Genomic DNA, 22,310 nt, shown 5'->3' on the forward strand with positions numbered 1-22,310 from the left:
ATAGAGCCGTCGCCCCGTGTCATCCAAGCCTGAGCCCCGGATGGTCCGGCGAGTCCGGATACGTGTCCCGCGCCGCGGCCGTCAGCGCCCGCAGTGCTCGCACCAGGCCGGCGCGGTCGGCCTCGGGCAGGTGGCGGACCAGTTCGGCGATCTCGGCGTGGCGGCGGTCCATCACGGTGCGGACCAGGTCGTGGCCGGCGGGGGTGAGGCGGACGAGTTGTTCGCGGCGGCTGTCGGGGTTGGGCTGGCGGGCCAGGAGGCCGGCGGTGGCGAGGCGGTCGGCCATGCGCAGGGCGGTGGAGGGGTTCACGCCGAGTTCGGTGGCCAGGTCGGAGAGTTTGAGGGGGGCGCGGTCGGCGAGGACCACCAGGGTGCGAAGCTGGGGGAGGGTCAGGGTCTCGTCGACATCGGCCAGGGCGCGGACGGACAGGGCCACGATCAGACGGGACGCCGCGAGGAGGGAGGTCGTCACTTCCTGGGCGGCGGCGTCCTCCGTCTGGCGAAGGTCTCGATCGGGTATGCCGTCCGCGCGCACGGGGCGAACGTACCGTATCGGGGGGCGGATTGCCGCCGGGGGGCGAACCATTGCATAATGCAAGGGTTGGATCTCAACGCATCATGGGGAGGCGTCGGCGTGCCGGACTCACCGATCGAGCAGGCCTATTCCTTTCTGTGCCGGAGCTGCGCCCACGCCTGGAGCGGCGTCTACGAGATCCGGCGGGTGTACGACAGCCGGGGCCTGATCCAGTCCGCCTTCTTCCTGGACGGCCGGCGGACCCCCTCTCCCCTCACCCAGGGCCGCTGCGTCCGGTGCGGAAGCGCGCACCTCCAGGTCACGGCGCACACGCGGGGGCGCCGACCGCGAGGCGGCGCGATGATGGAGTTGACTCCTTAGTCGCGAGGAAAGGGAGTATCGAGATGATGGCTTCGGACGTCCTCACCGCAGGCCGCTACGGCTACGCCGACCGGCGCATCCACCGCGACGACTTCGCCGCCCAACTGGCCGTGCTGCTCCCGGCCGAGGACGCCGAGCGGGTGGCTCCGGCCGCCCCGGTCGCTGCCGAGGACCTGGCCGCCGCCGCCAAGACGTGCCGCCATCTGGCCGACCGCTATCCGGGGGAGCCGCTGGGCCGGGTGGCTGAACAGGTCGCCTATCGGCTGGAGCATCCGATGACCCGTCCGGGGGCCCTGGTGCTCTACGCGGCCTGCCTGCTGTGCCGGGAGCAGGAGGCGCTGGCCCGTCTGGAGAGCGCGAGCACCGTGGCCGCGACGCTGGAGTACCGCGCCGCCGGGCACGCGGCGGACTCGTTGGAGGGCACCGCGTCCCAGACGCTGCGCTACACCGTCAAGACGGCCATCGACGGCGACTTCGTGCGCGACGCGCGCCAGCTGAACGCCGCGGCGCAACGGGCGCAGCAGCCGGCGATCTGAAGCCGGACGGCCCGGCGGCGGCCGGGCGGAACCCCGGGCCCCGCGCCCGGGGTTCCAGCGGCCCGCGCACCGGGCGGCGGGCCGGCCGGCGCGGTACGGTCGCCGGCCGGCCGAAGCCGCCCGACGCGGTGAGCGCGGCGCCGGAGATGAATCGTTCGCGACCCGGACGCCGCTCCCCGTTCCCCACCGCGCGGGACGCGCCGCCGGCGGTCGGCCCCCTGACCGACGGGCCGCGACGCCGCTCCCCCAGACCGGGACGGCCTGGAGGCCCGCTTCCCGGAATTCCCGATCATGCGTCCGGGGCGCCGGTACTGTCACTGGTTTGCGGGCCCCGCACAAAGGATTGACAGGGACCGGCCCGTGTGCACGACTTGGGCGGGCGGCGGCGACGTGGAGGACGACGGTGGAGACCATCGACTACAGCCCGGGCGACCTGTCCGGGGCCCGGTTCGTCGTGTCCCCGCTCGGCCATCTGATCCACGGCGTGCACGACGGCCCGTGCAGCCGCCACTCGCCGTGGCGGCAGCGCTGGTGGACCAGGGCCCGCCGCCAGGTCAGCACTTCCTCCGGCCGGCTGGTCCCGCTGATCAACCGGGCGCACCCGGACGCGCCGGCGTTCCTGCCGCTGGCCATCGCCGGCGACGACCCCGCCCCGTCCTTCGAGCAGGAGCTGGACCAGCTGCGGGCCACGCCGCCGCATCTGCTCGGCTTCCGCCTGGCCACCGCGGCGGCCCGGACCGACGACGCCGACCGGCTGATCCGGGGCCTGCGCAACCAGGAGGACGCCGCCCTGCGGACCGTGGTCGACGGCCTGCTGACCCTCTACCGGGCCACGCTCATGGCGGACTGGCCGGAGATCTCGCAGCGGCTGCGGGGGGACATCGCGCTGCGCGACCGCCAGAGCCGGCGCAACGGCACACTGGCGATGCTCACGAATCTGCACCCTGACATCATGTGGCGGCCGATCGCGGACGAGGTTCGCGACGCCGACGCCGCCGACGACGACCCCGACGACGCCGCGAGCGGCACCGGCGGCCTGATCCTCGCGCCCTGCCTGTTCGGCCAGCAGCGCGCCCACGCCGGACCAGGCGGCGACGGCACCCTCGTGGTGATCTATCCCGCCGCCGAGCCGGACGACGGCGCGCCCGCCGCCGACGACCACCTCGCCGCGCTGCTCGGCCCCGGCCGGGCCGCCGCCCTGCGGTCGTTACAGGTCCCGGCTTCGACCTCGGACCTGGCACGGCGCCTCGCCGTCTCGGTGCCGACGGCCTCCACGCACGCCGCCCTGCTGCGCAACGCCGGCCTGGTGGCGACCACCCGGGACGGCAAGAGCGTGCGGCACGAGCTCACCCCGGTCGGGCGGCAGCTGGTCGAGCTGAACCCCGGCCGGCCGCGCTGAACCCGGCCTCAGGGCTTGATCCCGATCCCGGCCAGCCCCCAGATCTCCTTCCAGTCCGGCCGCACCTCGCCGTCCGGCCGCCACAACGGCCGCGGCACCAGCCCCGGCTCGACGACGTCGAGCCCGTCGAACAGGGCCCTGATCTCCTCGTCGCTCCGGACGTACAACTGCGACGTCGCCCGGTCCCACGCCTGGCGCGCGGCCTCGGCCTGGTCCGGGTGGCCGCCGTCGGTCAGGTGCGTGACGACCAGTGCGCTGCCGGACGGCACCGCCGCCAGGAACTCGCGCACGATGCGGTGCGGCTCCTCCTCCGGCGCGATGAAGTGCAGAAGCGCGGCCATCAGCACCGCCACCGGACGGTCCAGGTCCAGCACCCGGCGCAGTTCCGGGTCGGCCAGCACCTCCGCGGGGCGGCGGACGTCGGCCATCACGACGGCGGTGTGCGCCGGGTCGGCGCCGGCCACCAGGGCCCGGCCGTGGACGGCGACCATCGGGTCGTAGTCGACGAAGACGATGCGGGCCTCCGGCAGCACGGAGCGGGCCACGGCGCCGATGTTGCCGGTGCCGGGCAGGCCGCTGCCGAGGTCCAGGAACTGGGTCAGGCCGCGCTCGGCCAGGAAGCGCACCGCGCGGGCCAGGAAGGCCCGGTTCTCCTGCACCATGGCGCGGCCCTGCGGGACGTGGCGCAGGGCGGTCTCGGCGGCCTCGCGGTCCACGTCGAAGTAGTGCATGCCGCCGAGTAAGTACTCGTAGATGCGGGCCGGGTGGGCCCGGGTGGTGTCGAGCTCCGGCGGGGGCACCCAGCCGGGGGCCAGCGGGTCGGGGTCGGCGGCCGGGTCGGCGACCGTCCCGTCGGCCGCCGCGCCGGCCTTCCCGCCGGTCGTCCCGCCGGCCGCCGCCCGAGTCGGGTCGTTCGAGGGCTGATGAAGCTGATCCGCCACGCCGGGTAGCGTAGCGGACACGGCTCTGAATGAGCGCCGATCACTCGAACCTTTGTCGGACACGGCCCTGACGTGCGGCGTAAACCCGTTCGTCACCTCGGCGGGGGCTAGCTGTCATCGTCCTGATGCGTCCTGGACCGAACGTGTACGTCGTCTTGTCGCCCGACAGCTGGTAGAAAGTTTGGTCATGCCGAAGAATGCCAGGGCCCGACGAGTCCGCCGCCGTCTGATAGCCGGGGTCGCGCTGACCACCGTCGTCAGTGCCGGATCGGCGACCGCCGCGGTCGCGGACGCCGGGACGCCGACCACCCCGGCCTCCCCCGGCGGACCGAAGAACCCGATCACCTCGCCGTGGACCGCGCCGATCCCGACGCCGCCGCCCGCGTCCTCCACTCCCAGCCCGTCGCCGTCACCCTCGCCGTCACCCTCGCCGACGCCCAAGCCGACCCCGCCGCCGTCGCACCCCAAGGCCGGCGCGGGCAAGTTCGACAACGCGCTGATCGCCTCCACCGCCCTGGTCTACGTGGGCCGCTGGGGCGGGCAGGCCTGCCTGGACGCGCACCAGTACGCCACCGGCCAGTGCCGCGAGTTCGTGGACTGCGTCGTGTACCTGGCCACCGGCGGCAAGATCTGGCCGGTCGACGGCGGCGGCAGCTACCAGGCCTCGTTCGCCGCGGCCGGGGCGGTCCCGGTGGCCGCCGCCGACGCCGTCGAGGGCGACATCATCCAGGTCGGCGACCACGACGACTCCTCGCCCCTGCACACCGCGATCGTGCTGGACAACAAGGGCGACGGGACGTTCACGGTCGTGGACTCCAACTTCGTCGGCTGGCCGAGCACGCCCGAACTCGTCGGCGTGCACGACTGGACGCCGCCGGCGGGCGCCCAGATCTGGCGCCTGGGGGCGGTGACGGCCCACACCGCCGACGGGCGCAAGAACCCCGCCACGGGCTCCCAGAAGGGCTCCGCGGCCGCCGGCGGCTCCCAGATCCAGGACGCGGCCACCGCGGCCCTCCTGGCGCCCCCTGCGGCCCCGAGCCTGAGCACCACGACCGTGAACGGACTCGCCTCGGGCGTGATCCCGGTGCGCGCGGCCGACGCCGACCCGAAGCACCCCTCGACGCACATGCGGTACTGGATCGACGGCAAGCCCGCGGACGCCGCCATCACCACCGCCGGCGCCGCGGAGCTCCAGCTGGACACCACGAAGCTGCCGGACGGCCCGCACCAGATCAGCGCGCAGGCGATCACCGCGGCCGGCGCCATCTCGGTGCTGTCCGCGCCGGCCTCGATCACCGTGACCAACCACCAGCTCACGGTCGCGGTGGCCGCGCCGAACGCCCCGCTGCTGACCGGCACGGTGGCGCTCTCGGTCGGCGCCGCGCCGGCCACGGACCTGGACAAGACCACGCTGACCGTCGACGGGGTGGCCGCGCCGAGCCAGCCGGCCGCCGCGAGCGCCACGCTGACCCTGGACACCACGACGCTGACCCCCGGTCCGCACGTGGTGAGCGTCGCGGTCACCACCAAGCAGGGCCAGACCGCGACCTGGGGCCCGGTCACCATCATGGTCACCGGGGCCGCGACCGGGATGCGGGCCGTGCTGCCCTCGGCCGTCGCCGGGCACCAGGACCTGGTCGCCGTCGACGCCGCCGGCAAGCTGGTGCGCTACGCGTGGCGCGCGGACGCGACGTTCGGCACGCCGGAGCCGCTCGCCGACGGGTTCGGCGACGTCACCGCGCTGGTGGCCGGGCACTTCACCGGGACCGGCGACGCGCCGCAGCTGCTGGCGGTGCACAAGGACGGCAGCGCGCACGTCCACGGGTTCGACGCCACGGGCAGGTTCGTGGATCAGGGCACGATCACCGGCCCGGCCTGGGGCACGTTCACGCGGCTGGCCGCCGGCCGGTTCGCCGAGGACGGGCAGCCGTGGCTGGTCGGCATCGACAAGGACGGGCACGCACAACTGATCACGGTGGCCGCCGACGGCAAGACCGCCCAGGCCGAGGGTCTGTCGGTGGATCCGGAGCTCGGCGCCGCGCCGACGGTCCTCACCGAGGCCGAGCCGGGCGCCGCCGACCGCCTGCTGGCGGTGGGCCCCACGGGCGCGGTCTCGGCGTTCGTGTTCGACACGAAGCACGGGTTCGTGAAGGTCGAGGAGACCAAGGACCCGAAGGCCGCCGAGGACGCGAAGGGCACCGCGCCGCGGACCGCCGCGGCCGCCGAGCCGGAGCCGCTGCTGCAGCTCCCGGCCCCGGCCGCGGTGCCGGTCTTCGGCTCGTTCGCCGGGAGCGGGCCGCAGGTGCTGGTCACCACCGCCGACGGCCAGACCTTCGTGCTCTCGACCACACAGCCGGACCGGCCGTCGCAGGGCACTGTCTTCAACGAGCACGACGCCGCGCCGGATCAGGCTCCGGCCGCGCCGGTGAAGCAGGGGCAGCGGCGGATCAGCGTGGCGCCGAACTAGCCGCGCGCCGCTTGCGCACTACGCCGCCCGGGGACTCCCAGTCCCCGGGCGGTTGTGTCTTCCCGGCGCGGTTGTGTCTTCCCGGCGCGGTGGGGGCGGCGGCCGTCAGGCGGCGTCGAAGAACCCGACGGCGGTGCCGGGGGTCCGGTCGGCCTCGGACAGCGGGGTGCCGTCGACCGTGGTGGTCTGGAAGGCGCCGACGTGCTCGCCGAGGTCCGGCAAGGGTTCCGGGCCAGGGCGGCTGAGGTGGTCGAGGCGCTGGTCGTGCTCGGTCACTCGGCGGGTCAGGCCCAGGGCGAGCAGCAGATTCGCGAGGCCCAGCACACCGACGAGCGTGGTGAGCCCGGTCGAGAAGGACATGGTTCCCCTCCTGCGAGAGGTCGTCGGACCGGGCGCTTGAGAGCCGCGGCCATAGACGCGTACAGCAGGGCGACCTCCCCGAGCCGACTCCGCTTTCAGAACGCTGATCATCGCGGATGCTAGCAAAGGGATCCGGACGCGTTAAGGGACCGCGAACCACGTGGCCAGTCCGCCACGCTGCACGACGCGGCGCTGACGACGATCGGGGATCTGTCCGGCGCCGTGGTGCCGACGGTCGAGGAGCTGGTCACAGCCCCAGGTCGATGACCGGCTGCGGTGTGTCGTCGCCCAGCAGGCCCTTGAAGACGAGACGCAGACCCTTGGCGTCCTTGGGGATCGCGAAGATCACCTCGCCGGTCTCCACCTCGCCGGCCTTCAGGTCGACCAGGCTCAGGTTCCGCTCCTTGGGGATGTCGTAGGACGCCACGATCGACGGCACGAAGCTCTCGTTCGCGGCGTCCCGGACCTCCAGGTCCTCCATCGAGAACGCCCGGCCCGCCTCGCCGACATTGGTCACTTCGAGATGGATGTCGAGCCACGGCTGGTCGTCCGTCGGCTGGTAGGGCGAGCTGGCCGCCGGCCGGTAGGGCATCGTCCGCGTGTCGATCTTCATCTTGAAGCCGCTGTGCGTCACGGTGTCGGTCAGCTTGTTCGTCACGGGAGGCGGAGTGGCGGTGCTGTCCGGGCTGCAGCTGGCCGACGGCGACGCGGACGCGGAAGGAGCTGAGGAGGGGGTGGCCGAGGCCGAGGCCGAGGAGGAAGCGGAAGCGGAAGCGGAAGCGGAAGCGGAAGACGACGTGGTGCCGACCGCCGCGGCAACCTTGCTCTTGCTTGACGAGCACGCGGTCGCGGCCAGCGCGACAGCACTCGCCGCGACGATCGCACGCACCGTCAGATCAGACTTCGTAGAACGCGTTGACATGGTTTCGAACCCTGTCAACCGCCCGCTCGTGGAGGCAAGGATGCCGTACAAGTCCGTACAGCTCGCCGCAGGCCTTCCCAGTCCTGCGGCGAGCCTTCCCGGATCCCGTTCCTAGTAGCGGTAGTGATCAGCCTTGTAAGGGCCCTCAACCGGCACGCCGAGATACTCGGCCTGCTCCGCCGTCAACTCGGTCAGATGCACGTCGAGTGCGTCGAGATGCAGCCGCGCCACCTTCTCGTCGAGGTGCTTCGGCAGCCGGTGCACGTCCTCCGTGTACTGGTCCCGGCGCGTGTAGAGCTCGATCTGCGCGAGCACCTGGTTGGCGAACGACGCCGACATCACGAAGCTCGGGTGCCCGGTGGCGTTGCCCAGGTTGAACAGGCGGCCCTCGGACAGCACCAGCACCGCGTGGCCGTCCGGGAACATCCACTCGTGGACCTGCGGCTTGATCTCGGTCTTCACCACGCCGGGGACGGCCGCCAGGCCGGCCAGGTCGATCTCGGTGTCGAAGTGGCCGACGTTGCCGACGATCGCGTTGTGCTTCATGGCCGCCAGGTGGTCGGCGCGGACGGCCCCGGTGCCGCCGGTGGCGGTGACGAAGACGTCGGCGGTGGCGACGACCTCCTCCAGCCGCACCACCGGGAAGCCGGACATCGCCGCCTGCAGGGCGTTGATCGGGTCGACCTCGGTCACGGCGACGCGGGCGCCCTGGCCGCGCAGCGCCTCGGCCGCGCCCTTGCCGACGTCGCCATAGCCGCACACGACAGCGAGCTTGCCGCCGAGCATCACGTCGGTGGCGCGGTTGAGGCCGTCCAGCAGGGAGTGGCGGATGCCGTACTTGTTGTCGAACTTGGACTTGGTGACCGAGTCGTTGACGTTGATCGCCGGGAACAGCAGCCGGCCTTCACGGGCCAGCTTGTACAGGCGCGCGACGCCGTTGGTGGTCTCCTCGGAGACGCCGCGGATACCCGCCGCGATCCTGGTGAAGCGGCGGTCGTCCTCCGCCATGCTCTCAGCCAGGGTCCGCAGGATGAGGCGGTGCTCCTCGTGGTCGCCGGCGGCCGGCTCGGGCACGCGGCCGGCGGTCTCGTACTCGGCGCCGAGATGGACCAGCAAGGTGGCGTCGCCGCCGTCGTCGACCAGGAGGTCGGGGCCTTGGCCGTCCCCGAAGTCGAACAGGCGGCGGGTGCACCACCAGTACTCCTCCAGCGTCTCGCCCTTCCAGGCGAACACCGCGGAGCCGGTGGGCTTGTCCGGGGTGCCGTCCGGTCCGACGACCACCGCGGCCGCGGCCTCGTCCTGGGTGGAGAAGATGTTGCAGGACACCCACCGGACCTCGGCGCCGAGGGCGGCGAGGGTCTCGATGAGGACCGCGGTCTGCACGGTCATGTGCAGGGAGCCGGCCACGCGGGCGCCGGCCAGCGGCCGGGTCGCGGCGTACTCGGCGCGGATCGCCATCAGGCCGGGCATCTCGTGCTCGGCGAGGCGGATCTGGCGGCGGCCGTACTCGGCCAGCTCCAGGTCGGCGACGGCGAACTGCAGGCCGTCGACCTCTTGCAGGGTGTGCTTCATGCTCGCTTTCCCGTCTTCGCATGAGGTGGTGGAACCCCCGGGGAAGCACGAAGGGCGCCTCCACGAGGGAGGCGCCCTTGGGAAAGACATCGAGGCCGAGCGTGGCGGATCCCGGGGATCCGTTGCAGCGCCTCTCGGCATCGGCGGCGCCACGGAGGGCGCACCGCCAACGGTAGCACCGGGCGGGCGGGCTGGGTGCGGTCACCGTCGGCCGGCGTGCCGTCCGGCCCGGCCTCGACGATCAGGGGATCAGGCGGTCAGGGGGTCATGCCCGTCATGCCTGTCACGGCCGTCGGAGGGTCCGTGCTGTCAGTACGCGAAGTTCCACAGCTGCTCGCGGGCGACGCGGTCGCATTCGGTCTGGATCACAGGAGCTCCCATAGACGTGCCGGCGACGGCGAGGCAGTCGCGGCTGGTGACGTTGGCGCACAAAATGGTCGATCAGCGCCCTACCGTCGGGCTACTCTCTTGCATCAGGGCGCAAAGGCCCTGGGACGGGGGGATACACCGGTGATCCGCATACGCCTGTCGAGCGAGGACGTCGCCCGGGTCCGGATCGCCTCGACGCCCGACTTCGGCCTGGAGCTGATGGTCGGCGGCGCGCTGGCCACCGACGGCGACCGCCTCGCCGCCCCGCGGCTGTCGCGGTGGCAGGAGGAGGTGCGACGACGCCAGGCCCCTGACGTCCTGGCCGCGGTCACCGGCCTCTACACCGCCTGCAGCCTGCCGGGCCTGCTCGGCCGCCCGGGTCGGCTGAACACCGCCGACGTCGTCGACTACCTGGAGCACATCGCCCGCGAAGGACGGCAGTTCACCCGCTTCCACCGGGCGCTGGTCGAGGGCCACGAGCCCGCGCACGAGCGGCTGAACGCGGCCGTGGCGGACTTCCGCGCGACCGCGATCGAGCCCTATCGCCGCCGCATCTCCTCCGCGGTGGCCCGCACCGCCACCCGGGCCACCGCCCACGCCGCCGCCCTGGGCATCGGCGCGGCCCTGTCGACCATCCACCCCAAGATCCGCTGGAACGGCTCGCTGCTCACCTTGGACACGCTCTCGGACATGGACTTCGAGCTGGCGGACCGCACCCTGGTGCTGCGGCCGCTGACCCTGGTCTCCGGCGTCGTCCTGGTCGACGACAGCGATCCGGCGGTGGTGACGATCGGCTACCCGACCCCGTTCGCGCTCACCACCCCCGACGCGGCGCTGCGGGCCCCGAGCCCCGCCCTGGCCGCGCTGCTGGGCTCCTCGCGCGCCGCCGCCCTGGCCACCGTGGCCTGGTCCCCGGCGATCACGACGAACGATCTCGCCGACTCACTGGGCCTGTCCCCCGCGACGGCGTCCCGGCACGCGACCGTGCTGCGCGGCGCCGGGCTGATCGACACCGTGCGGGACGGGCAGGCCGTGCGGCATCGCCTCACGCGGTTGGGACGGGATCTGATCATGGATTCCGACCACGCGTGAGCCGGCGACGGCGCTCCTACCCGCCCAGCGGGGGCAGGCGGCCGACCGCTCGCCCGGCGACGGCCACGTGCACGAGGGTGGCATCAGGGTAGTGATCACCGTCCTCGTCCTTGCCGGCGGTCATCGTGGCCCGCAGCCAGGTGTCGCCGGGGTGGTCGTTGGCCGTCACCAGCACGTCGTAGCGCTTTCCGGGTGACAGGGACAGGGCGTCGGCGGTCCTGACGGCGACGAGCGGAGCGCCGTCTTCGGCGACCACGGTGAAGCGGTAGCCGTCCAGGCGCAGCTGGTAGGAGGCGTCCATGCCGGCGTTGACCAGGCGCCAGAGCTGGGTCTCGTTGGGGCGCATCGCCAGGACCGGACGGAACTGGCCGTTGACGAGGCAGTCGGCGGAGGTCTCCTGGAGGACGAACGTGTGCGTCGCGACGGTCCGGTACGCGACGGGCAGCGACGCGCGGTCGTCGCCCACGATCAGTGCGCCGGAGAGGCCGGCGTAGCCCGGTGCCGGGCCTGTTTCGGAGCCGGGTGGCGATGCCGGGGGCGGGCGCCCTGTCGAGCCCGGAGCGGGGCCCGGTGTCGCCCCCGCGGTCGAACCCGGGTCGGTGGTACTCGGACACGCGGTGGCCAGGACGTGGGAGTGGTACCAGTACGTGCCCTGAGGATGGCCGGCGGGAATCGCCAGATGGTAGGTCCGGCTGGTGCCCGGCGCCACGCACACGACTTCGCCTTCGGAACGCGCAGCCATGTGCAGGCCGTGAAAGTGCACCTTCGTCGCCACCGGCAGATGGTTCACCAGCCGGACGTTCACCTGCGCCCCGGGCAGGAACCGGAGCGTGGGCACGGTCGACGACCCGTCGTAGGCCTGCCCCCAGGCCCACGTTCCGCCGCCGAGTTCGTAGCGCATGTCGGCGGCGTCGAGCGTGATGGTCAGGCCGCCGCCGGCGGCGTCCAGGTCCGCGTCCGGCGGGTCCTGGAACGCGAGGCCGGAGGCCAGGTAAGGGTCCGAGTCCTCGGAGGGCGTCGCGTTCAGTGTCCCTGTCGAGGACGCCAACGCGACCGCGCCGAAGGCGGCGGACACCATGGCCAGCACGGTGACCAGGAGCACGGCGCGCCGGGCGAGCTGGGCGAGCAGCGGCTCGCCGCGGCTGCTGGGCGCGCGGGGGCGTGGCGGGGGGTCAGCGGTCACGGAGCTTTCCTTTCCTGGCGAACAGGGACGGGAGGTGGCGGAGCCGAGTGACGCTGTTCCGGGGCGGAGCACTGAAGCGCTACAGCGCTCAAGTGTGTCCGTGGACGAATCTAGGACCGGGACGACCGGTGCGCCAGGGACATCAGGGACAATGCCGATGACCTGCCGACATCCGGACCCCCCGCGAGGGGCGAAGCCCTGTCGCAGAACCGATTCTCAGCGACCACTTCCTCGACGCTCGGCCGTCGCCGGCCCGCGCCCTCCCTACCGTCGGCGCATGACCTCCCTCTCCGTGCGGGACCAGATCTGGCCGGCCACCGCGACGTGGGCCGACGGCGAGCTGCACCTCGGTGGACTGAGCGTGCGCGACCTGGCGGCCGCGTACGGGACCGCGCTCTACGTGCTCGACGAGGCCGACTTCCGGGAACGGTGCCGGGCCTGGCTCGCCGCGTTCCCCGACGGCGACGTCCACTACGGCGGCAAGGCGTTCCTCGCCCCGGCGGTGGTGCGCTGGCTGGCCGACCTCGGTCTGTGCCTGGACGTGTGCAGCGGCGGCGAACTGGCCGTGGCCCGCGTCGGCGGGATGGCGCCGGAACGCGTCGTCTTCCACGGGAACAACAAGTCGGTCGCCGAGATCGGGCAGGCGGTGGAATGGGGCGTCGGCTGCATCGTCCTGGACTCGTTGCAGGAGCTGGAGCGGGTGGCGCACGCCGCCGGCCGGCTGGGGACGCGCCAGAAGGTCATGGTGCGGGTCAAGCCGGGTGTCGACGCCGCCACCCACGCCGCTCTGGCCACCGGTGGCGAGCGCACCAAGTTCGGCCTGTCGATCGCGTCCGGCGAGGCGGACGAGGCGGTCCGGCGTGTCCTGGCCGAGCCGGGGCTGGAGTTGACGGGCCTGCACTCGCACATCGGCTCGCAGATCTTCGACCTCGACTCGTTCGCCGAGGCGGCGCGCCGCATGGTCGCGTTCCTCCGTGCCGTCGAGCTGGCGAACCACGTCACCATCGGCCGCCTCGATCTGGGTGGCGGCCTCGGTGTCTCCCACCTGCCCGGCGAGAAGCCCGCGCCGACACCTGCCGAGCTCGCTGACGCGCTGCGCGCCACCGTGCCGGACGACATCCACGTCTCCGTCGAACCGGGACGCAACATCGCCGCCCCGACCACTGTCGCCGTCTACGAAGTCGGCACGGTCAAGGGCCGGTTCGTCGCGATCGACGGCGGCATGAGCGACAACCCGCGGCCGGCGACCTACGGCGCCGCCTATACGGCCGTCATCGCGTCGCGCACCAGCTCCGCCGACACCCGCCCGATGACCGTCGTCGGCAAGCACTGTGAAAGCGGTGACATCCTCATCGAGGAGATCGGTCTCCCGGCCGACGTCGCTCCGGGCGACCTGCTGGCCGTCCCCTGCTCGGGGGCGTATCAGCGCTCAGCGGCCAGCAACTACAACCTGGTGCCGCGCCCTGCGGTGGTCGCCGTGCGGGACGGCGCGGCGCACGTCGTCGTGCGCCGCGAGACCGAGGAGGACCTGCTCCGGCTCTATCCCTGAGCGGGGTCGGCGAGCACCTGGTCCAGGAACGTCAGGGTGCCGGCACCGGTGTCGAGCCGGGCCCGCACTCCCACCGGGTACGTCTGCATCTCGCAGTTGTGCCCGATGGCCACTCCGGCCAGCACCGGGACGCCGAGGTCTCCGAAGCGGTCGGCGAGCAGCCGGTCGACCTCGGCGGCGTCGCCGCATTCGGTGAAGGTGCCGAGGATGATGCCGCGGACGCCGTCGAGGTAGGAGGCGGATCGCCGGATCTGGGTGAAGATCCGGTCGAGCCGGTACGGCAGTTCGTCCACGTCCTCCAGGAACAGGATCGCGTCGCGCACGGGACACGAGGTGTCGGTGCCGAGACTCGCCGCGAGCAGCGACGCCGTCCCGCCGAGCGTCCGTCCTTCGGCGACGCCGGGGACCAGTGCTCGTGATCCGGGGAAGGCCAGCCGCATGACGGTGGCCGGCGTGTAGAGGAGCTTCATCAGCTCCCGGAAATCGTATTCGTCAGGGCCCTGCCGGAATCCGCCGCAGGCGACCATCGGGCCGAACAGCGACACCCAGCCGAGCTTGACCGCGACGGCCTCCAGCAGCGCGGTCACGTCCGAGTAGCCGACGACGACCTTCGGCGCGGCGGCGTCGATCCGGTCCCACTCCATCAGCTCCAGCGTGCGCTGCGCTCCGTAGCCGCCGCAGGCCAGGAACACTCCGGCGTATTTCGGGTCGATCAGCGCGCGCATCAGGTCGCCGGCCCGTTCGGCGTCGGTCCCGGCGAGGTACTCGTACTGGCTGCCGGCGTCGCGGGCCGTGCCGAACACCTCCGGTTTCAGCCCGACGGCCTCCATGGCGCGCAGGCCCGACTCCAGATGGTCCTGGCTGGAGACCGGCGAGCTGGCGCAGAGTACCGCGACGGTGTCGCCGGGCTTCAGGCCCGGGGGCCGCAGCAGCGTCATGCGTTCTCCAGGTCGTGCGGGTCGGTCATCAGGTAGGTGGCGAGCACGCTCGCGCCGAAGGCCAGACTGTCGGTGAGGACGTGCTCGTCGACGCCGTGCACGTACTGCCAGGCGTCGAACCCGGCCGGGGTGCGCCCGGGCACGAAGCCGAAGCCGGGGATGCCGAGCTTGGCGAAGGCCTTGGCGTCGGTGCCGCCGGTCATGCAGTACGGCAGCACCAGCGCCTCGGGGTCGTGGGCCTTGAGCGCGGCGGCCATCGCGATGAAGTCCGGGGCGGTGAAGTCGGCGCTGATCGGCAGGCTGCGGTCACCGGTGCGGGTGGCGTCCGGGCCGAGCAGGTCGTCGACGGTGGCGAAGAACTCCGCCTCGGTGCCGGGCAGCAGCCGGCCGTCCAGGGCGACGCTGGCCTCGCTGGGGATGACGTTGTGCTTGTAGCCGGCGCGCAGCATCGTCGGGTTGACCGAACACCGCAGCGTGTCGGCGAGCAGCGGCGCGGCCGCGCCGAGCCCGCTGAGGTCGTCCGGGGTGATCTCCCGGCCCAGGTGGTCGGACAGCCCGTCGATCAGGGCCTTGACGATCGGCACGACACGGACCGGCCACTGGTACTCCGCGAACCGGGTGACCAGCGCGGCGGCCTTCACGATCGCGTTGTCGTCGTTGCGGCGCGAGCCGTGGCCGGCGGTGCCGCGCACGGTGACGGTCATCCAGGCGCTGCCCCGCTCCCCCGCCGCGATCGGGTAGAGCCGGCTGCCGTCGGTCAGGTGCACCGAGTGGCCGCCGGACTCGCTGATCCCGGCGGTCACGCCCTCGAACAGGTCCGGGTGCTCGCGGACCAGGTACCCGGCGCCGAAGTCGCCGGTGTCCTCCTCGTCGGCGACGAACGCCATGACGATGTCGCGCGGCGGCCGCCGGCCGGTGCGGGCCAGGTGCTTGACGAACGCGAGCATCATCGCGTCCATGTCCTTCATGTCCAGGGCCCCGCGCCCCCAGACCGCGCCGTCGCGGACCTCCCCGGAGAACGGGTAGGACTTCCAGTCCGCCGGCTCGGCCGGGACCACGTCGAGGTGGCCGTGCACCAGCAGGGCCGGAGCCGCCGGGTCGGCGCCGGGGATGCGCACCACCGTGCTGGCGCGGCGCGGGGCCGATTCCAGGACCGTCGGGCTGAAGCCGGCGTCCGAGATCTGCTCGGCCACCCACTCGGCGCAGGGGCGCTCGCCGCGGCTCTCGCCGGCGCCGTAGTTGCTGGTGTCGAACTGGATCAGGCGGGAGCAGGCCGCGACGGCGTCGGCGGCGAGCTTCTCGGCGTCCGCCTCCGTGGGGCGCGGCGCCGGGCGTGCGGTCTGGTCGGTCATCTCAGCCTCCGAGGACACTCGCGTACAGGTCCAGCTCAGCTTGCAGGCAGACGGCCATGGTCTCGTCCTTGCGGAAACCGTGTCCTTCGCCGGGGAACTCCAGATGCGCCCGGCACAATCCCGGCCTGACCTCCTCCACCGCCTCGACCAGCCGCCGGGCCTGGTCCGGACGGCAGATCACGTCGTCGAGGCCCTGCAGCATCAGGAACGGCGCGGTGATCTCCGCGGCGTGCGCCAGCGGGGAGACGCGGGCGAAGTGCTCGGCGTCCTTCTCGGGGTCGCCGACCAGATAGTGGATGTAGCGGCTCTCGAAGTCGTGGGTCTGCTCGTCGAACCACGTGGCCGGGTCGCTGATCGGGAAGTAGACGGTGCCGCAGGCGAAGTAGTCGCTGTGGGCGAGGGCGGCGAGGGTGGCCCAGCCGCCGGCCGAGCCGCCGCGGACGGCGGTGTGCGCCGGGTCGGCGAGGCCGGCGACGGCCAGGGCGCGCGCCACGGCCACGGAGTCGTCGACGTCGGTGATGCCCCACGTGTGCCGGAGCCGGTCGCGGTAGGCACGGCCGTAGCCGGTGGAGCCGCCGTAGTCGACGGAGGCGACGGCGTAGCCGCGCGAGGTGAACAGCGCGAAGCTGAGGCTGCGGCTGGTGGTGGTGCTGCTGGTCGGACCGCCGTGGACGTCGACGAGCAACGGCGGCGGGGTGTCGGAGGGGCCGCGGTACTCGGGATTGGTCGGCGGATGGTAGATGTACGGGACCTGCCAGCCGCCGTCGACCTGGACATGGCGGCGCTGGGGGACGGAGACCCAGGCTTCGTGCGGATAGGCGGGCCGGTCGAGGCAGCGGACGGTGTCACGGGTGCCGAGGTCGATGCGCAGCGGCGTGGAGGGCTCGGTGGGGCTGGAGGCGATGACGGCCACGGTGCCGCCGGTGGCGGCGACGGAGGTGGCGAACTCGTTCCATTCCAGCGCGAGGTCGCTGACGGCGCCGGTATCCGGGTCCCAGAGGATCAGCGCCTCCTCGCCGAGGCTGCGGCGCAGCACGATCCCGGCGTCGGTGACGGCGAACGAGGTGGAGCCGACGCGCCAGACGGCGTGGCCGCACTCCGCCTCGATCGGCAGGACACAGGTGGCGGCGGGCTTGTCGGCGGCGAGGTCGACGCGGAAGAGGTTCCACCAGCCGTCGGGGTCGGCGAGGGCGTAGAGGGTGTCGGCGTCGGCCCATTCGGCCTGGCAGACGGAGACGTCGTCGCCGCCGAGGACCCGGGCCGGGGCGACGGCGACGCCGTCGGCGATCGCGGCGACCATCAGGTCGGTGGTCTCCCAGGGCATCACCGGGTGGTCCCAGCCGAGCCAGGACAGGCGGTTTCCGTCGGGGCTCAGACGGATCGTGGACAGGAAGTGGTGCGAGCGGCCGACGACCCGGAGGGCGTCGGGGTCCTCGGCGCCGGCACCCGACAGCGGGACGGCGACGATCTCGCGGGTGGTGCGCGGCGCGGGATCGGTGAGCTCTCCTTCGGCGTCCAGGCGCAGGGTTTCGCGGATCACCCACACCTCGGTGCCGGTCGGGTCGAGGATCGGGTCGGAGTAGTTGGTGCGGGTGACGCCTTCGGGATCGGCGGGCGTCAGTGGCCTGGGTTCGTCGGCGACGAGGTAGAGGCGCTGGTCGCGGGAACAGGAGAAGACCGCGACGGCGGGGGTGGCGAGGTAGGGCCGTCCGCCGTAGCCGATGGCCTTGTTGCCCACCGGCCAGTCCGCGCCGAGCACCGGCCGCACCGCGCCGTCCGGGGTGCGCCGCATGAGGCCGACGGTCGCGGTCGCCGGGTCGGGGGCGCACCACCAGGTCTCGTCGCCCACCACGGTCGGCCACTGCGGGGTACCCGGCAGCGCGGCCACCTCCTCCGGGGTGATCGGCGAGGGCCAGGTGCCGTACGGGTGCTCGACCTTTGTCACGGGGTCTCCTCGGCTCGGTCGGGTCGGGTCGGGTCGGCTCGGTCGGGTCGGCTCGAAGCGTCATCGTCGCCGCTGCGCCGCCGCCGGCAAGGGCCCGGGCGCGATGTCGAGTGTGAGCGGCGAGGTTTTCGACGCTCCGCTCAAGGCGGCTTCCAGCGGTCGAGGCTAGGTCGGCGGCACTGCATCCGACCTACCGGCCTACATCGAGCGAGGAACCGTCATGCCTGATCATCATGCCCGCCGAGTCCGCCGCGACCAAGCGGTCCACGCCGCCGTCGTCCAGGGGCTGCTGGATCCGGAGGAGACGCCGGTGGCGGCGTTCGTCGACCTGGCGGGGATCGCGGACAGCGCGCGGGAGCTGCTGGCCGCGTGGCCGGACCGGGTCGACGTGCTGCACGCGTTCGCGGCCAAGGCGAATCCGCTGGTGCCGGTGCTGGCGCTGCTGCGCGGCCACGGGCTCGGGTGCGAGGTGAGCAGCCCCGGCGAGCTGGCGCAGGCCCGGGCGGCCGGGTTCCCGGCCGAGCGCCTGGTGCTGGACTCGCCGGCGAAGTCGCGGCGCGAGCTCGTCGACGCGCTCAGCGGCGGGATCGCCTTGAACATCGACAACTTCGAGGAACTGGAGCGTGTGGAGCGGCTGGTGGCCGCCGGGCTGCCGGCGCGGCGAGTCGGCGTGCGGATCAACCCGCAGGTGGGCATCGGGTCGATCGAGGCGATGTCGACCGCCGGACCGACCACGAAGTTCGGGATCGCGCTGGCCGATCCGGGGAACCGCGAGCGGCTGCTGCGGGTCTACGCGGCGCGGCCGTGGCTGCGGTGGGTGCACGTGCACGTCGGATCGCAGGGCATCCCGCTGGAGCTGAACGCGGAGGGCGTCGCCGAGGCGGTGGCGTTCGCGCGGGAGGTGAACGCGGTGCGGCCGGGACAGGTCGAGGGCATCGACGTCGGCGGCGGGCTGCCGGTGGACTTCACCCGGGACGAGGACACGCCGACCTTCGCCGATCACGTCGCGGCGCTGCGCGAGGCCGCCCCGGAGCTGTTCTCCGGAGCCTTCAAGGTGGTCACCGAATACGGCCGGTCGGTGATGGCGAAGAACGGCTTCATCGCGTCCCGGGTGGAGTACACGAAGTACACCGGCGGGCGCGCGATCGCGCTGACGCACGCCGGGGCGCAGGTGGCGGCCCGGACGGTGTTCGCGCCGGACGCGTGGCCGCTGCGGGTGCTGGCGTATGACCGGCACGGGCTGCCGAGCACCGCCGAGCTGGAGGTGCAGGACGTGGCCGGGCCGTGCTGCTTCGCCGGGGACCTGACGGCGCGCGAGAGGAAACTGCCGAAGCTGGAAACGGAGGATGTGGTGGTCGTGCCGGACACCGGGGCGTACTACTTCTCCTCGCCGTTCCAGTACAACAGCCTGCCGATGCCGCCGGTGTTCGGGTTCGAAGTCTCCGGGGGTTCCGGATCCGGTACCGGATCCGGTTCCGGATCCGGTTCCGAGGCGGACTCGGTGACGTTCCGCGTGTTGCGCGCCGCCGAAAGCCTCGACGAGGTGGTCGCCCGGAGCGGGACGCTGTGACAGGTTTCTCACTGCTGCTGCGGGGCGGGCTGGTCGCCGACGGGACCGGGGCCACGCCGGCGGCGCGCGACGTGGCGGTGGTCGGGCGGCGGATCGCGCTGGTGGAGCCGGGGGCGGTGGTCGAGGCCGACGAGACGGTGGACGTCTCGGGGATGGTCGTCGCGCCCGGATTCATCGACGCGCACACGCATTCGGACACCACCGCGCTGGCCGCGGCGGACGGTCTCCTGGAGGCGGAGCAGGCCTTCGCGGCGGTGCGCCAAGGCGTGACGGTCGAGGTCGCAGGGAACTGCGGTAGTAGCGCGTTCCCGGGAACGTACTCGGGGCTGGCGGCGCTGGCGCGGGCACATGCGGGCGTGGGGCGGACCAACCACCTCGTGTCGTTGGTGGGACACGGTTCGCTGCGGGCGGCGGTGGTGGGGCCTGAGGCGCGGCCGGCTTCGGGGGCGGAGATCGCTCGGATGGCGCAGCTGCTCGACGAATCGCTGGCGGCCGGGGCCGTGGGCCTTTCCACGGGGTTGATCTATACGCCGGGCTCGTATGCCGACACTGACGAAGTGACCGCGCTGGCGCGGGTCGCCGCGCGGCATGGGAAACCGTATGTGACGCACCTGCGCGATGAGATGTCGGGGGTGGAGGGCGCCTTGGCGGAAGCCGTCGCCATCGCGCGGGACAGCGGCGCGGCACTGCATGTGTCGCATCACAAGACCGCCGGCAGATTCGCGTGGGGACGGACCGAGACGACGCTGCCGATGCTGGCGGATCTGCGCGCGTCGGGGATGGACGTCACCTGCGATGTCTACCCCTACACGGCCGGCAGCACGAACCTGCCCGCGATGCTCCCGCCGTGGGCCCACGACGGCGGCCTGCCGCGACTGCTGGAACGGCTGCGCGATCCGCTGCAGCGGGACCTGATGCGGACGGCCATCGATGAAGGCGTGCCGGGCTGGGAGAACACGGTCGGGAACGGCGGCTGGGACCGGATCTCCGTGGCCAGCGCACGCCGCCACCCGGAGTATCAGGGACGCACCGTCGCCGAGCTCGCGGCCGCCCGCGCCGTGGACGCGCTGGACCTGGTCGCGGAGCTGCTGGTGGACGAGGATGGCGACGTGACGATCATCAGCCACTCGATGCGCGAGGACGATGTGCGGCGGGTCCTGGCCGCGCCGTTCGCGATGATCGGGTCGGACGGCGTGCCGAAGCCGGGCCTGCCGCATCCGCGGTGGGCGGGGACCTTCAGCCGGGTGCTGGGCCACTATGCGCGCGAGGCCGGGCTGTTCGGGCTCGCGGAGGCGGTGCGGAAGATGACCGGCGCCACGGCGGCGCGATTCGGGTTGACGGGGCGCGGGGTGCTGCGCGACGGGGCGCACGCGGACGTCGTGGTGTTCGATCCGGAGCGGGTCGCGGACCGGGCGACCTTCGAGGATCCGCTCGCGGCGCCGGAGGGCGTGCTGATGGTGGTCGTCGGGGGCGCGGTGGTGGTGCGGGACGGCGAGGTGCTCAGGGCGCGGCCGGGGCGGGTGCTGGCGTGCTGAACGTTCCGGCCCTCCAGCATGTCCCGGGGACCCTGGCGTTCTCGATCCCCGGCTGGGGTGAGCAGGCCGCCGATGAGGTGCTGCCGCTGGCGAGCGTCGGCAAGCTTCTGTTGCTGGCCACGGTGGCTCGCGGATTCGCAGCCGGTGACCTGGATCCCGAGGAGCCGCTGGCGCTGCTCGACCGGGACTACTGCGCCGGCTCCGGCCTGCTCCGCAAGCTGTCCGCCCGCCGCTGGACGGTGGCCGACCTGGCCCGGCTGACCGCCGCTGTCAGCGACAACACCGCGACCAACGCCTTGCTGCGGCGGGTCGGTCTCGATCGCGTGCGCGAGGACGCCGCGCGTCTGGGCCTGAAGGAGACCCGCATCCTCGATCGGATCCGGGAGCCGCGGCTTCCCGAGCATCCGCCGGCGTTCGCGGTGGGCTCGGCGCGGGAGCTGGCGTCGTTGGCCGAGGCGCTCGCCGAGGATCCGCTGGTGCTGGAGTGGATGGCGTCCTGCGCCGATCGGAGCATGGTGCCCGCGGCGATCCCCCATGACCCCGAGGATTCCTCGGTGCGTGAAGTCCCGGTCGCGGGTCTTTGGGTCGCGAACAAGACCGGCACCGATGTCGGCACGCGGTGCGACGTCGGCGTCGTCCGCGGCGCCCGCCAGGTCTGCTACGCCGTCGTGGCGCGCTGCGAACCGGGGCGGGAGTTCGCGATGGTGCAGGCCATGCGTGAGATCGGCGCCCAGGTGGCGCTGCTGGCCGCCGGTCAGTAGTGGGTCGCGCGCAGGTTCGCCGCGGTCGAAGCCAGATACGCGAGAAAGGACGCCAGCAAGGGGTTCGGGTTCGCGGGCCGGGACGCCACGCCGATCTTCCGGTACAGCCGCGGCCCGGAGATCCGGGTGGTCTCCACACCGCTGGTGTCGTTGATGCCCAAGCTCGGTATCAGCGCTATGCCGAGGCCCGCGCGCACCAGTCCGATGATGACCTCATAGTGGTCGCTGCGGCAGCGGATGTTGGGGACGAAGCCCTCCAGCGCGCAGGCACGCTCCAGGACCGACAGGACCGGCGAACCGGTGCCGTAGGACGTGATCCACTGTTCCCCCGCCAGTTCGTCGAGCCGGACCTGACTGCGGCGCCCGGCGGGATGGCCGGTCGGAACCACGAGCAGCTGGGGGTCGTGGAACAGCTCGCGCACCTCGACGCCCTCCGGGGGTGTCCACGGGTCCAGCGCGTGTTCGAAGACCACGAGGACGTCGATCTCGCCCTGCTGCACCGCGGGCGCCAGTTCGTGCGGCTGCCCTTCGACCAGTTCGAGCTCCACGGACGGGTAGCGGTGGGCGAAGCGGGACAGCGCCTGCGGGACGAGCCGGTGCCCGGCCGAGGCGAAGAAGCCGATGCACAGGTGTCCGGCGTCGGCGCGCGAGTGGGCCAGCAGGTCCGCCTCGGCGGCGTCCAGCAGCGCCAGGATCTCCTGACCGCGCAATGACAGGCGGCGGCCGGCCGCGGTGAGCCGCAGACTCTGCGCTCCGCGCTCGACAAGGCCGACACCGGCTTCCTTCTCCAGCTGCGACAGCTGATGCGAGACCGCCGAGGGTGACAGCTTCAGCTCGCGCGCCGCCCCCGCGATGCTGCCCGTCCGATGGATCTCGGCGAGGATGCGGAGGCGGTGCGTATTGAGCATGCGGGCAGGCTATCCC

At 72.9% G+C, this 22,310-nt stretch carries 20 protein-coding genes and 1 riboswitch; of the genes, 10 read left to right on the plus strand and 10 right to left on the minus strand.

Features of this window, described 5'->3' with window-relative positions:
* Positions 1-19: 19 nt before the first annotated feature.
* Positions 20-535: a MarR family winged helix-turn-helix transcriptional regulator gene (locus tag ABD466_RS36545; protein ID WP_344661842.1), complete on the minus strand. Its 516-nt coding sequence runs from the start codon at positions 533-535 to the stop codon at positions 20-22.
* 99 nt (positions 536-634) lie between these two features.
* Here ABD466_RS36545 and ABD466_RS36550 point away from each other — a divergent pair, with 99 nt between their 5' ends.
* The 3 genes from ABD466_RS36550 to ABD466_RS36560 all read left to right on the plus strand — a co-directional run bounded on the left by ABD466_RS36550 (position 635) and on the right by ABD466_RS36560 (position 2,830).
* Positions 635-895, plus strand: coding sequence for a hypothetical protein (locus tag ABD466_RS36550; RefSeq protein WP_344661843.1), 261 nt, complete (start codon positions 635-637; stop codon positions 893-895).
* Between the two features lie 23 nt (positions 896-918).
* Positions 919-1,431: a hypothetical protein gene (locus ABD466_RS36555; protein WP_344661844.1), complete on the plus strand. Its 513-nt coding sequence runs from the start codon at positions 919-921 to the stop codon at positions 1,429-1,431.
* 403 nt (positions 1,432-1,834) lie between these two features.
* Positions 1,835-2,830, plus strand: coding sequence for an ArsR/SmtB family transcription factor (locus tag ABD466_RS36560; RefSeq protein ID WP_344661845.1), 996 nt, complete (start codon positions 1,835-1,837; stop codon positions 2,828-2,830).
* An 8-nt stretch (positions 2,831-2,838) separates the two neighbouring features.
* Here ABD466_RS36560 and ABD466_RS36565 read toward each other — a convergent pair whose 3' ends face one another.
* Positions 2,839-3,771, minus strand: a complete 933-nt coding sequence (locus ABD466_RS36565) for an SAM-dependent methyltransferase (RefSeq protein WP_344661846.1) — start codon at positions 3,769-3,771, stop codon at positions 2,839-2,841.
* A 187-nt stretch (positions 3,772-3,958) separates the two neighbouring features.
* On the opposite strand from ABD466_RS36565, the gene ABD466_RS36570 reads away from it, so the two are divergent.
* The gene (locus tag ABD466_RS36570) at positions 3,959-6,238 is read left to right on the plus strand and encodes a hypothetical protein (RefSeq protein ID WP_344661847.1); all 2,280 of its coding nucleotides are present in this window, start codon (positions 3,959-3,961) and stop codon (positions 6,236-6,238) included.
* A 105-nt stretch (positions 6,239-6,343) separates the two neighbouring features.
* Here ABD466_RS36570 and ABD466_RS36575 read toward each other — a convergent pair whose 3' ends face one another.
* Entirely contained in the window at positions 6,344-6,598 is a 255-nt protein-coding gene (locus ABD466_RS36575; RefSeq protein ID WP_344661848.1) for a hypothetical protein, read from the minus strand.
* Between the two features lie 247 nt (positions 6,599-6,845).
* Positions 6,846-7,211: a DUF4352 domain-containing protein gene (locus ABD466_RS36580; protein ID WP_344661849.1), complete on the minus strand. Its 366-nt coding sequence runs from the start codon at positions 7,209-7,211 to the stop codon at positions 6,846-6,848.
* Between ABD466_RS36580 and ABD466_RS36585 the strand changes: the two genes are divergently transcribed.
* Positions 7,198-7,635, plus strand: coding sequence for a hypothetical protein (locus tag ABD466_RS36585; RefSeq protein WP_344661850.1), 438 nt, complete (start codon positions 7,198-7,200; stop codon positions 7,633-7,635). The two genes, ABD466_RS36580 and ABD466_RS36585, sit on opposite strands and share 14 nt — an antisense overlap.
* On the opposite strand, the gene ahcY is transcribed toward ABD466_RS36585, so the two are convergent.
* Positions 7,632-9,092, minus strand: a complete 1,461-nt coding sequence (ahcY, locus tag ABD466_RS36590) for an adenosylhomocysteinase (protein WP_344661851.1) — start codon at positions 9,090-9,092, stop codon at positions 7,632-7,634. The two genes, ABD466_RS36585 and ahcY, sit on opposite strands and share 4 nt — an antisense overlap.
* Positions 9,093-9,154: 62 nt before the next feature.
* A riboswitch (S-adenosyl-L-homocysteine riboswitch) is annotated at positions 9,155-9,234 on the minus strand.
* Positions 9,235-9,602: 368 nt separating this feature from the next.
* Here ahcY and ABD466_RS36595 point away from each other — a divergent pair.
* A complete protein-coding gene (locus ABD466_RS36595) occupies positions 9,603-10,553 on the plus strand; it encodes an ArsR/SmtB family transcription factor (protein ID WP_344661852.1) in 951 nt (316 codons plus the stop codon).
* 16 nt (positions 10,554-10,569) lie between these two features.
* Here the strand turns inward: ABD466_RS36595 and ABD466_RS36600 are convergent, their stop codons facing one another.
* Positions 10,570-11,736, minus strand: coding sequence for a multicopper oxidase family protein (locus tag ABD466_RS36600; RefSeq protein ID WP_344661853.1), 1,167 nt, complete (start codon positions 11,734-11,736; stop codon positions 10,570-10,572).
* A gap of 157 nt (positions 11,737-11,893) precedes the next feature.
* Between ABD466_RS36600 and lysA the strand changes: the two genes are divergently transcribed.
* Positions 11,894-13,285, plus strand: coding sequence for a diaminopimelate decarboxylase (gene lysA, locus ABD466_RS36605; RefSeq protein WP_425558834.1), 1,392 nt, complete (start codon positions 11,894-11,896; stop codon positions 13,283-13,285).
* On the opposite strand, the gene ABD466_RS36610 is transcribed toward lysA, so the two are convergent.
* Genes ABD466_RS36610 through ABD466_RS36620 form a run of 3 tightly spaced genes read right to left on the minus strand, consistent with a single transcriptional unit; the run spans position 13,276 to position 17,520 of the window.
* Complete coding sequence (locus ABD466_RS36610; protein WP_344661855.1) at positions 13,276-14,223, minus strand: S66 peptidase family protein; 948 nt, start codon at positions 14,221-14,223, stop codon at positions 13,276-13,278. The two genes, lysA and ABD466_RS36610, sit on opposite strands and share 10 nt — an antisense overlap.
* Positions 14,220-15,575 carry a M20/M25/M40 family metallo-hydrolase gene (locus ABD466_RS36615; RefSeq protein WP_344661856.1) on the minus strand — a complete coding sequence of 452 codons (1,356 nt, stop codon included), beginning with the start codon at positions 15,573-15,575 and terminating at the stop codon, positions 14,220-14,222. The genes ABD466_RS36610 and ABD466_RS36615 overlap by 4 nt, the downstream gene beginning before the upstream one ends.
* A gap of 1 nt (position 15,576) precedes the next feature.
* Positions 15,577-17,520: a prolyl oligopeptidase family serine peptidase gene (locus ABD466_RS36620; protein ID WP_344661857.1), complete on the minus strand. Its 1,944-nt coding sequence runs from the start codon at positions 17,518-17,520 to the stop codon at positions 15,577-15,579.
* 220 nt (positions 17,521-17,740) lie between these two features.
* On the opposite strand from ABD466_RS36620, the gene ABD466_RS36625 reads away from it, so the two are divergent.
* From ABD466_RS36625 to ABD466_RS36635, 3 genes are read left to right on the plus strand one after another with little or no spacing between them, the layout of a single operon-like run.
* Positions 17,741-19,090 (plus strand): type III PLP-dependent enzyme domain-containing protein, encoded by a 1,350-nt coding sequence (locus ABD466_RS36625; RefSeq protein ID WP_344661858.1) that lies wholly within the window; start codon positions 17,741-17,743, stop codon positions 19,088-19,090.
* Positions 19,087-20,625 carry an N-acyl-D-amino-acid deacylase family protein gene (locus ABD466_RS36630; RefSeq protein ID WP_344661859.1) on the plus strand — a complete coding sequence of 513 codons (1,539 nt, stop codon included), beginning with the start codon at positions 19,087-19,089 and terminating at the stop codon, positions 20,623-20,625. Before ABD466_RS36625 ends, ABD466_RS36630 begins: the two co-directional genes overlap by 4 nt.
* On the plus strand, positions 20,619-21,386 hold the full coding sequence (locus ABD466_RS36635; RefSeq protein WP_344661860.1) for a serine hydrolase: 768 nt from the start codon (positions 20,619-20,621) through the stop codon (positions 21,384-21,386). Before ABD466_RS36630 ends, ABD466_RS36635 begins: the two co-directional genes overlap by 7 nt.
* Here the strand turns inward: ABD466_RS36635 and ABD466_RS36640 are convergent.
* Positions 21,380-22,294 carry a LysR family transcriptional regulator gene (locus tag ABD466_RS36640; RefSeq protein ID WP_344661861.1) on the minus strand — a complete coding sequence of 305 codons (915 nt, stop codon included), beginning with the start codon at positions 22,292-22,294 and terminating at the stop codon, positions 21,380-21,382. The two genes, ABD466_RS36635 and ABD466_RS36640, sit on opposite strands and share 7 nt — an antisense overlap.
* Positions 22,295-22,310: the final 16 nt, after the last annotated feature.

Origin of the sequence: Catenulispora subtropica (genome assembly GCF_039531675.1) — a bacterium.
Lineage (GTDB): Bacteria > Actinomycetota > Actinomycetes > Streptomycetales > Catenulisporaceae > Catenulispora > Catenulispora subtropica.

Excerpts from the sequence above, each read along its gene's own strand:
- ahcY (WP_344661851.1), bottom strand. The coding sequence starts at position 9,092 with ATGAAGCACACCCTGCAAGAGGTCGACGGCCTGCAGTTCGCCGTCGCC.
- ABD466_RS36640 (WP_344661861.1), bottom strand. The coding sequence starts at position 22,294 with ATGCTCAATACGCACCGCCTCCGCATCCTCGCCGAGATCCATCGGACG.
- ABD466_RS36625 (WP_344661858.1), top strand. The coding sequence starts at position 17,741 with ATGCCTGATCATCATGCCCGCCGAGTCCGCCGCGACCAAGCGGTCCAC.
- ABD466_RS36575 (WP_344661848.1), bottom strand. The coding sequence starts at position 6,598 with ATGTCCTTCTCGACCGGGCTCACCACGCTCGTCGGTGTGCTGGGCCTC.
- ABD466_RS36570 (WP_344661847.1), top strand. The coding sequence starts at position 3,959 with ATGCCGAAGAATGCCAGGGCCCGACGAGTCCGCCGCCGTCTGATAGCC.
- lysA (WP_425558834.1), top strand. The coding sequence starts at position 11,894 with ATGACCTGCCGACATCCGGACCCCCCGCGAGGGGCGAAGCCCTGTCGC.
- ABD466_RS36610 (WP_344661855.1), bottom strand. The coding sequence starts at position 14,223 with ATGACGCTGCTGCGGCCCCCGGGCCTGAAGCCCGGCGACACCGTCGCG.
- ABD466_RS36615 (WP_344661856.1), bottom strand. The coding sequence starts at position 15,575 with ATGACCGACCAGACCGCACGCCCGGCGCCGCGCCCCACGGAGGCGGAC.
- ABD466_RS36555 (WP_344661844.1), top strand. The coding sequence starts at position 919 with ATGATGGCTTCGGACGTCCTCACCGCAGGCCGCTACGGCTACGCCGAC.
- ABD466_RS36580 (WP_344661849.1), bottom strand. The coding sequence starts at position 7,211 with ATGAAGATCGACACGCGGACGATGCCCTACCGGCCGGCGGCCAGCTCG.